The sequence below is a fragment of the Halochromatium sp. genome, assembly GCF_054919635.1.
This window is the reverse complement of sequence record NZ_JBUDPI010000120.1, coordinates 1-9897: the sequence shown is the minus strand read 5'-3', so window position 1 is coordinate 9897 and position 9897 is coordinate 1. Positions and strand designations below refer to the sequence as shown.

The following is a 9897-nucleotide window of genomic DNA, read 5'->3' as shown; positions in this document are numbered from 1 at the left end:
ATATCTACGGCGACGGCGTGCTCGAGATCCTGTCAGACGGTTTCGGCTTCTTGCGCTCGGCGACGGCCTCATTCCTCGCTGGACCCGATGACATCTATGTCTCGCCGAGTCAGATCCGTCGCTTCTCATTGCGCACCGGTGACAACATCACCGGCAAGATCCGACCACCGAAGGATGGCGAGCGTTACTTCGCACTGCTCAAGGTCGGAGACATCAATTTCGACCGGCCCGAGAACGCCAAGACCAAGATCCTATTTGAGAATTTTACGCCGCTGTTCGCGCAGCAGCGACTGGGCCTGGAGATCGGCAACGGCAGCACCGAGGACCTAACCGCACGCACCGTCGACCTGATCGCCCCCATCGGCAAGGGCCAGCGCGGTCTGATCGTCTCGCCACCCAAGGCGGGTAAGACGATGATCCTGCAGAATATCGCCCAGTCGATCGCGCACAATCATCCGGAGGTCTTCCTGATCGTCCTACTCATCGACGAGCGTCCGGAAGAGGTCACGGAGATGGCCCGCTCGGTGCGCGGTGAGGTGATCTCATCGACCTTCGACGAGCCGGCCACCCGCCACGTGCAGGTCGCGGAGATGGTGATCGAGCGCGCCAAGCGCCTGGTCGAGCACAAGCGCGACGTCGTCATCCTGCTCGACAGCATCACCCGACTCGCACGCGCCTACAACACCGTGGTGCCCTCCTCGGGCAAGGTGCTCACCGGCGGTGTCGATGCCAACGCACTGCAGCGACCGAAGCGCTTCTTTGGCGCCGCTCGGAACGTTGAAGAGGGCGGCTCGCTGACCATCCTGGCGACCGCGCTGGTCGACACCGGCTCGCGCATGGACGATGTGATCTACGAGGAGTTCAAGGGCACCGGCAACATGGAGCTGCACCTGGACCGACGCATCGCCGAGAAGCGCATCTTCCCGGCCATCAATATCAACCGCTCCGGCACGCGCCGCGAAGAGCTGTTGCTGCCGGCCGCCGAGCTGCAGAAGATGTGGATACTGCGCAAGATCCTCCATCCGATGGACGAGCTAGCCGCTGTCGAGTTCTTGCTCGATAAGCTCAAGACCACCAAGACCAACAACGAGTTCTTCGACTCGATGCGAGGCTGAGCGTGGCGTTCTGATGCCCGCCCAGCCGACCGCCCAGCCAGCTGTCCAGCGGGCCGCCCAGCCGACCTCTCAGCCGAAGCGGATCATCCTCGGCCTGATCTCGGCGGTGCTGCTGATCGTCGTGGCCGGATCGACCTATCGGCTGATACTCGAGCTGCGCACACTGCAACAGCTCCAGCTGCAGCGCGCCGAGCTACAGGACGTGAAATACGGCCTGCTCGACGCCGAGGTCTGGGTCAGCCAGATCTCAGAGATCCTAGCCGAGCAGATCCAACAGTTCGAGCTCGACGCGCAGAATCGGCCACAGATCAAGCGCAAGCTCGAGGTCGTGCTCGACCGGATGCTGTTGGAGGTGGAGCAGGTCCTTCGACGCCGCAATGCCGAAGGCGACGGCTGGATCGACCGACTACAGGGCAGCCTGCGCCAGGGGGTCCAGGACTGGCTGGTCGACTTCGATCAGCTGCGCGCTCGCGTGCCGCTCTACGCCGATGCGGTGCTCGAGGAATTGAACCGGCCCGAAACCCGCCGCGCGATCCAGCGGCAATTGCTGCAGGTCGTCGAGCAAGCCTCCGAGGCGACCTTTACTCGCGTCGACCGCTCGCTGCAGCAACAGATCCAGCAGACTCACGGCTGCGAGAGCACAACCCAGTGCGTCGAGCGGCTCAGTCAGGCGGCCAAGGCCCATCAAGCCCAGGCTCAGATCAATGCCCTCTGGGCGCTCGGCGGCGTGAGTCTGTTGTTCCTTCTCGCTTGGATAGGGCCTCACCGATCGACGAGCTCAGACTCCGCCGCGAAGGCCGACAGCAGCGAACACCCAGAGGCCAACCGCCCCGAGCAATCAGGTCCTGCGATCAGGGTGGCCAACCGTTACCGGCGCGAGCTAGCGCCTGAGAGCATGCTGATGCTCTCGGTAGCAACCCTAGTCCTGCTCGGTGCCGGGGTGATGACGCCGATGATCGAGGTTGAGGCGCGCATCGACAGCCTCAGCTTGAGCCTGCTCGGCGAGCCTGTCGTCTTCACCGATCAGGTGCTCTACTTCCAAAGCAAGAGCATCCTCGACCTGGTCCAGGTCCTCACCGCGACGGGCGCCGCAGATATGATCCTTGTCGCGGTGCTGGTGGTGCTGTTCAGCCTGATCTTTCCGATCGCCAAGATCCTGGCTAGCCTGCTCTATTACACGAACCTCAAGGGCCTGCGCGACCGGTCGCTGGTGCATTTCTTCGCGCTGCGCTCGGGCAAGTGGTCGATGGCCGATGTGCTGGTGGTTGCGATCTTGATGGGCTATATCGGCTTCGATGGGCTGATCAGCAGCCAGCTCGCAGAGCTGAGCGACATCGGCCAGCAGGTCGATCTGCTCAGTACCAACGGCACGAGTCTGCAGCTCGGGTTCTTCCTCTTCCTCGCCTTCGTCCTCGCTAGCCTATTTCTGTCAGCGCTGCTCGAGGCCCGGGCTCCACAACAGGGTCAAACGTCATGAAGGCCATGATCCTCGCCGCCGGACGAGGCCAGCGGATGCGACCGCTGACCGACCATTGCCCGAAGCCCTTGCTCAAGGCTGGCGGCATCTCGCTCATCGCGCATCAGATTCGGCGGCTACGCGAGGCTGGCTTCACCGAGCTGGTGATCAACCACGCTCATCTCGGCGAGCAGATCGAGCAGACCCTTGGCGACGGCCAAGCCTATGGCGTACAGATTCAATACTCGCCCGAGGGTCAAGGGCAGGCACTAGAGACCGGTGGCGGTATCTATCGCGCGCTGCCGCTGCTCGGTGACGGAGCCTTCTTGGTCACCAATGGCGACATCTGGTGCGATTTCGACTACCGCCAGCTGTGCATTGGGGACCAGGATCTCGCGCAGATCGTCTTGGTCGACAATCCACCGCACCACGCGGCGGGGGATTTTGCGCTCTGCGGCGACCGGGTACGCGCCACAGGCAGCTCGCGCCTGACCTTCTCCGGCATCGGTCTCTATCGGCCAGAGCTATTCGCAGGCTGCACGCAGGGCGCCTTCCCGCTCGCCCCGTTATTAAGGAGCGCCATGGCCAGCGAGCGCTGCGCCGGTCTGCATCACCGCGGGCGATGGCTCGACATCGGGACACCTGAGCGTTTACAAGCGCTCGACAGGATGTTAAGCAATCAGTGAGCCAGGCAGCACGTCGCCTCGCGCCGACGGGAGGCAACGCATCTCGATGGGCCAGAACATCCAGGATCACCGATTCACTGACGCCGATTTCCTCGAGTTTGAGGCGCGTGTCAGGGCAGAAACCGCTCTCCTCGAGCAATGGTTCGCCGAGGATGCCTTCTCGAGCGCCTTCTCCAGCAGTGGGCGCGAAGCCGGGTTTGAGCTTGAGGCCTGGCTGATCGATCGTCGCCATCAGGCACCGGCGCCAGTGATCGACGCCTTCCTCGAGCGGCTGCAAGACCCACTCATCGTCCCAGAGCTGGCAAGGTTCAACCTCGAGCTGAACAGCACGCCGGTGGCCCTGAGCGGTCGCCCGTTCAGCCGACTCCATGACGAGCTCGAGCAGACCCTGGCCCACTGCCAGGCGGCCGCCACCAAGCTGAACACCCAGGTGGGCACCATCGGCATCCTGCCAACGGTGCGGCCCGATCATCTGGTGCCGGCGCAGATGACGCCCCGCCCCCGCTATCGCGCGCTCAATGAGCAGATCCTGCGCCTGCGCGATGGCGAGCCGATCCGGCTCGAGATCGAGGGCGAACGCCCGGTGTATATCGAGCAGCCGGATGTGATGCTCGAATCCGCGGCGACCTCATTCCAGATCCACCTCAAGATCAGCGCGGCCGAATCGGCCCGCGTGTTCAATGCCTCCAAGCTGCTCGCCGCGCTCTCGGTGGCGATTGGTGCGAACTCGCCCTATCTATTCGGGCGCGAGCTCTGGTGTGAGACGCGTATCCCGCTGTTCGAGCAGGCGGTCTCGGTCGGCGACAGCCCGCTGCGCGAGCGCGTGGGTTTCGGCATCCGTTATGCCGAACAATCGGTCATGGAGTGCTTTCGCTCCAATAGTGCGCGCTATCCGGTGCTCTTGCCACACCTTATGGATGAGCCGATCGAACAACTGGCGCACCTGCGGTTGCACAACGGCACCATCTGGCGCTGGAATCGGCCGCTGATCGGTTTCGACGTCGACCCCAGCGGTCAGCAGCAGCCACATCTGCGCATGGAGCACCGGGTGGTCGCGGCTGGCCCCTCCAGCATCGACAATATCGCGAATGCGGCCTTCTACTGCGGGGCTGTGCAGGCCCTGGCTACTGAGCGCAGTCCACCTGAGCAGGGGCTGGCGTTCAATCAAGCGCGGATCAACTTCTATCTCGCTGCCCGTTACGGGCTGAATGCCGAGATCCCCTGGTACGGTGGTCGAGCACGGATGCCGATCCACCAGCTGATTCGCCATCAGATGCTGCCCAAGGCGCGCCGCGGACTCAGGGCGCTCGGTATCGACCACGACGAGATCGACGAATGGCTCGGGGTGATCGAGGCTCGGGCCCGCACCCGCCGCACCGGCGCTGCCTGGCAACGGGCCTGGGTCGCCAAGCATGGGCTGGACGTCGCAGCACTCACCGAGGCCTATCTAGCCCACCAGGCGACCGGCAAGCCAGCGCATGAGTGGACGCTGGATTGAGCAGCCGGAATCCACAGCGCATGTCGGTCGACGCAGCATGACCTGACCCGCTGGGATGCTCAGACGCCTGATGACTCGCCCTCGATTGCCGTCGAGCCCCGCTCTGTCTCCTTAGCGCGCTCGGAATCGATATGCTGCGGTAGGGCGCTTAAGATCGCCTGAACCAGGGTCGCGAGCGGAATGGCGAAGAAGACGCCCCAGAAGCCCCAGATCCCGCCGAACACCAGGATCGCGACAATGATCGCGACCGGGTGCAGGTCGACCACTTCGGAGAACAGCAGAGGGACGAGCACATTGCCATCCAACCCCTGGATGATGATGTAGGCAACGGTGAGCCAAATGAAGGTTGGCCCCCAGCCCCATTGAAACCAGGCGATCAATACCACTGGGATGGTTACCAGGGATGCGCCGATGAACGGGATGATCACTGAGAGGCCCACCAGCACCGCCAGCAGGAGGGCATAGTTAAGGCCAAACAGCGAGAAGGTCGCAAAGCTCACTGCGCCGACGATCAGAATCTCCCACACCTTGCCGCGAATGTAGTTTGAGATCTGCCGATCGACCTTCTTCCAGACATCGCTGGCGATCGCGCGGTGGCGCGGCAGCCAACGTCCGAACCAGTCGAGGATCAATACCTTATCCTTGAGGAAGAAGAAAACCAGCAACGGCATCAGGATCAGGTAAACGAGCAGCGTAATCACGCCCACCACTGAGGAGAGCGACAACGACAGCAACTGCTGCCCAAGCCCCGCGATGTCGCTGCGAATGCTGCCGATCAGCTCAGCAATCTGCGCGCTGGTGATCAGGTCCGGATAGCGCTCCGGCAATTGCATCAGCACCTGCTGCCCGTGCGCGAGCATGCTGGGAAGCTGCTGCAGAAGGTCGCGGATCTGGCGCGAGACCGACGGCAGCACCCCGAACAGCATCGATAGCACGAACAGCATGAACAGTGTGAACACCAAGAACACAGCCAGCCAGCGCGGCCAATGCCAGCGCTCTAAGAGACCGACCAGGCCCTCGAGCAGATAGGCGATCACGATGCTCGCAAGCACCGGCGTCAACATCTGGCCAAAGAACAACAGGACCGCAAACAGAACGACCAGCACAGAGACCAGAACCAGGATCTGAGGGTCGGAGAAGTAGCGAGCCAGCCAGCGGCTCAGGGCCTGCATCGGCATCGTCGGCTGGCCTTGATCGGCGCGGTTAGACATGCTCTAGCAAGATGATCGCACAGACTCGGGAGATCCTAGACGTCATCGGCCGCCGGCGCCGACAAGGTCACCGAGAGCTGAGCCCGATAATGTCCTTCAAACAGGCCCTCGAGCTCATCGATGACCTCAGTGGCATCTCGCCCTTGCAGCACGTGCGCAGCCATCAAGGCCGAGGTTTCATGAAGCATCTCACCCGGATCGACCATGGGATAGACCCGGCGGAGACGCTTGATCGCCGCGACCACGCTCTCTTGCTCTGGGCGTGGCTCATGTTGCGGCTCACTCGGCGCGCGCGGGCTGCGCTCGGATTCGCCGGTCACCGCCACCTCGGCACCACCGGCGAGCAGAAACTCGCCAAACGCAATCAGGGTGGCGCGGTCCTGGGTATCGAGGGCGCGGACGATCTTGAGCAGTCGACGCTCATGCGCCGAAGCAGATTGCATTGGGATCATGTCAGCCTCTAGGCCCTCTCATCGCTGGCATCTCATCGCCAGCATTTCATCGCTGGCATTTCATCAGGGGCATCCCCTCACTGGCCGACTCGGTCCTTACAGTAAGCCCTTGCAAATTCCAGCAGCTCCTCCATCACGCGCATCCTGAATTTATGCTTCTGATGCACAAATGAGAACGGGCGAAATAGCGGCGGCTCTAGGCGCAACGCGACCAAGGTTCCAAGCTTAAGCTCCTTCTGCACCGTGGCCTTGGAGACAATCGAAACCCCCATTCCGGCCTCCACGGCGCCCTTGATCGCCTCTGGGCTGCCAAGCTCCATGACCACCTTGAGCGCCCCGACACCACCGAGCATGCCATCGAGATAGTCGTTGATGACCTCGCGGGTTCCGGAGCCTTCTTCGCGACAGATGAAGGGGTACTCGAGCACGCGCCGACAAGCCACCGGACCATAGCGCGCGAGGTCGTGACCAGGCGGGACGATAGCCACCAGCTCATCCTGCTTGCAACTCTCCACCACCAGCTGTCGATTGGCGACGGGCGCTTCGACGACCCCAAGGTCTATGGCATTGCGCTCGACTAGCGAGACGATACCCTCGCTGTTCGACACCTTGAGATGAATGGCGATCTCCGGGTAGCGCTTCTTAAAGTCGCCGAGCAAGGTTGGCAGCATGTACTCAGCGATGGTGGTGCTTGCACCAATGGTCAGTGCACCACTGATGTCGCCGGTGAGCTCGCGCACGCCCTGCTCCATCTCGGCATAGAGCGCGAAGATCCGATCCGCATATTCGAACACACGGACACCGACCGCTGTCAGGCTGATGCGGTTGCGCCCTCGATCAAACAGCCTGGTATTGAACTGCTCTTCGAGCTGCCGGACCTGAAAGGTCACCGCAGGCTGTGTCATGTGCAGTGCCTCGGCAGCTTTGGTGAAGCTCATCAGGCGTGCAACCGTGTGAAACACCTGCAGTCTGCGGTCTGCCATGGTCTCCTCAAGTCCGCGTTCAGCCTTGTTTGTTATAGCACAAGCGTCCTGCTTGAGCCGTACCAGAAACCCAAGCGCATCGCCATAACAGCGAATTCGCAACAGACCTGGTTTTTTGCAACAGCCTGCTGTATGTTCGCCACAGCAGTGAAAAACCGGATCGATTTCAACGATAACGACACCATGGCCTGAGGAGAAGCGCTCATGTACGCAATCCACAACAGCTTTTGGTCGACCCTCGCCGTCTCCAGCGTCATCATCAGCGCCTGCGCATCGCAAAGCCTGCAGGCCTCTGGGTTTGCTGTACCTGAGATCTCAACCGCCGGCATCGGCACCGCCAATGCGTTGGTCGCCAACCCGGTTGACCGCGGCGCCGTCCCTTACAATCCGGCTGCCATCGCCTTCCACGACCAGTCCTGGCTCTCGCTCGGCAGCCTGCTGATCGGGCCGGAGTTCTCGGTCGAGACCGCCAACGGCAGTCACGAGAGTGCAGGGGCCGACTGGCTGGTCGCACCGATGATCCAGGCCGCGCTGCGAATCAATGAGCGCTGGTCAGCTGGACTCAGCATCAACGCGCCCTTTGGCCTAGAGACACGCTGGAAGACCGGGGTCTTTCCGCCGCTCACCGGCAAGATCCCGCTACCGCCCCCGCCGGCAGGCCCAGGTGGCAGCATCCCCGCGAGCCCGCAGCCGACCCAAGGCACGCTCCAGACCCTTGCCTTCTCACCGACGGTCAGCTACGCCATCTCCGATGAGCTTGCGATCGCAATCGGCGCTGATCTCTATTGGGTTAAGTCGGCCAAGCTCAACTCTTCGGTCACCCAGCTCGAAGGTGATGGCACCGGCCTTGGCTTCAATCTCAGCGCGCTCTACGCCAAGGGCCCCTTCAGTGCCGGCATCAATTTTCACTCGAGCAGTAAGATTCCTGTTGATGGCAGCTATAGCGCGCTGAATCCCACCATGGTCATGATCGGTGCATTGCAGCCGAGTCAAACCGCGGAGCTGGACCTCGAGCTTCCATGGCGACTGCAGCTCGGCGTCCGCTACGAGCTGACGCCGGCCTTGGCAGTTGAGCTCGACTGGACCCGCAATGGCTGGAGCGGCTTTAGCGAGATCGACGTTAGAGGTGGCCTGGTTGGCGCCAGCCTATTCGAGGACGTCAATGACTGGGAGGACGCCAACGCCTACCGGCTCGGCCTCACCTATCAGGTCCAAGACCGAACCCAGCTGCGCTTTGGCTACTCCTATGACGAGACGCCTCAGGGCGACGCCCATTTCAGCGCCCGGGTGCCTGACAACGATCGCCATCTGTTCGGCATGGGCGTGGGCCACAGCCTAGACGATGGCTGGCAAATCGAGGCCGGCTATATGTACGTGATGTTTGAGGAGCGCCGCTATCGCGGGGCTAGACCTTACCTCGGTGGCGCGGAGATCAATGGCACCGACGCCATCAACGGCGACTACAAGGCCAATGCACACCTGATCGGGCTTGAAGTCAGTAAGTCGTTCGACGCCTTCTGACCGGGCGCACGACGACCGATTCCCCTAAGCGCGCACACCTCGCCGCGCATTCTCAAGGCCGCTCATCGCTGAGCGGCCTTTTTTTCGCGCTGTTCCCACCCGTCGCCTGTCAAGGAGACGAGACGCGAGATCCGTCGATCTCAGATGTACAGACAGATATCGCTTTCGCCAGCAAACTCAAAGAAGGCTGCGGCGCCGGCGTACTCGATGCCGTCGATGAACTGCGTGGCATCCATATCGAACAGATCAACGGTCATCTGGCACGCGATCAGCTTCACGTCCGCCTCTTGGCAGAGATCGCGTAGCTCCTCGACGCTTGCAACCCCCTTGTCCTTCATCTTCTTCTTCATCATCCCGGTCATCATGCCCTGCATGCCGGGAAGGGTCATGCCGAGAACCGGGAACCACTTATCCATCCCCATCGGCATCGGCATGCCTGGGTTGCCAAGTGGCGTGACTTGCAGCTCAAGCTTCTTCTTCAGTAGCTGCAGACCATAGAAGGTGAAGAAGATCTGTGTCTCGTAGCCCAGGGCAGCTGCGGTCGACGCAAGAATGAAGGGCGGATAGGCCCAATCGAGCGAGCCCTTGGTGGCGATGATGGCCAGTTTCTTTTCGTCCATCGTTTCCTCCCAGCGGAGCCCGTTCGCCGAGCCCCTGTTGTGTTGTATGGGGATGCGGCGGAGGTCAGGCCTTCTTGATCAGAAAGTGGAACTTGCCGCCATCTTCCTTAGACTCCATCAACTCGTTGCCGGTCTGCTTTGAGAAGGCGTCGAAGTCTTTGACCGAGCCTGGATCGGTTGCGACCACATGCAGCACCTCACCTGCCTCCATGCCGTTGAGGGTCTTCTTCGCGCGCAGGATCGGCAGTGGGCAGTTGAGTCCGCTCGCGTCGAGCTCTTGGTTGAAGTCTGCCATCGGATACACCTCACACTCTATGTTAGAAATTTCGATGAGCCCTACTCGCTCAAGACCTAC

10 protein-coding genes are annotated in these 9897 nt (G+C 61.8%); 5 read left to right on the top strand and 5 right to left on the bottom strand.

The window, feature by feature from the left end; translation table 11 throughout:
• The 4 genes from rho to ACY693_RS09225 all read left to right on the top strand — a co-directional run.
• The coding region (rho, locus tag ACY693_RS09240) for a transcription termination factor Rho (RefSeq protein ID WP_462321537.1) at positions 1–1115 on the top strand (1115 nt) is incomplete at its 5' end.
• Positions 1116–1128: 13 nt separating this feature from the next.
• Entirely contained in the window at positions 1129–2592 is a 1464-nt protein-coding gene (locus ACY693_RS09235) for a paraquat-inducible protein A (RefSeq protein WP_462321536.1), read from the top strand.
• Entirely contained in the window at positions 2589–3257 is a 669-nt protein-coding gene (gene murU / locus ACY693_RS09230) for an N-acetylmuramate alpha-1-phosphate uridylyltransferase MurU (RefSeq protein ID WP_462321535.1), read from the top strand. Before ACY693_RS09235 ends, murU begins: the two co-directional genes overlap by 4 nt.
• 46 nt (positions 3258–3303) lie before the next feature.
• Positions 3304–4755, top strand: coding sequence for a glutamate--cysteine ligase (locus ACY693_RS09225; protein WP_462321534.1), 1452 nt, complete (start codon positions 3304–3306; stop codon positions 4753–4755).
• Between the two features lie 59 nt (positions 4756–4814).
• On the opposite strand, the gene ACY693_RS09220 is transcribed toward ACY693_RS09225, so the two are convergent.
• The 3 genes from ACY693_RS09220 to ACY693_RS09210 form a co-directional block, all read right to left on the bottom strand.
• The gene (locus ACY693_RS09220) at positions 4815–5927 is read right to left on the bottom strand and encodes an AI-2E family transporter (RefSeq protein ID WP_462321538.1); all 1113 of its coding nucleotides are present in this window, start codon (positions 5925–5927) and stop codon (positions 4815–4817) included.
• A gap of 74 nt (positions 5928–6001) precedes the next feature.
• On the bottom strand, positions 6002–6409 hold the full coding sequence (locus ACY693_RS09215; protein ID WP_462321533.1) for a hypothetical protein: 408 nt from the start codon (positions 6407–6409) through the stop codon (positions 6002–6004).
• Positions 6410–6495: 86 nt separating this feature from the next.
• The gene (locus tag ACY693_RS09210) at positions 6496–7401 is read right to left on the bottom strand and encodes a LysR family transcriptional regulator (protein WP_462321532.1); all 906 of its coding nucleotides are present in this window, start codon (positions 7399–7401) and stop codon (positions 6496–6498) included.
• Positions 7402–7605: 204 nt separating this feature from the next.
• Between ACY693_RS09210 and ACY693_RS09205 the strand changes: the two genes are divergently transcribed.
• Positions 7606–8922 carry an OmpP1/FadL family transporter gene (locus tag ACY693_RS09205; protein ID WP_462321531.1) on the top strand — a complete coding sequence of 439 codons (1317 nt, stop codon included), beginning with the start codon at positions 7606–7608 and terminating at the stop codon, positions 8920–8922.
• Positions 8923–9062: 140 nt separating this feature from the next.
• Here the strand turns inward: ACY693_RS09205 and dsrE2 are convergent, their stop codons facing one another.
• Together dsrE2 and ACY693_RS09195 are read right to left on the bottom strand one after the other, a co-directional pair.
• Positions 9063–9542, bottom strand: a complete 480-nt coding sequence (dsrE2, locus tag ACY693_RS09200; protein ID WP_462321530.1) for a sulfur carrier protein DsrE2 — start codon at positions 9540–9542, stop codon at positions 9063–9065.
• Positions 9543–9606: 64 nt separating this feature from the next.
• Positions 9607–9837 carry a sulfurtransferase TusA family protein gene (locus ACY693_RS09195; RefSeq protein ID WP_462321529.1) on the bottom strand — a complete coding sequence of 77 codons (231 nt, stop codon included), beginning with the start codon at positions 9835–9837 and terminating at the stop codon, positions 9607–9609.
• Positions 9838–9897 lie beyond the last annotated feature (60 nt).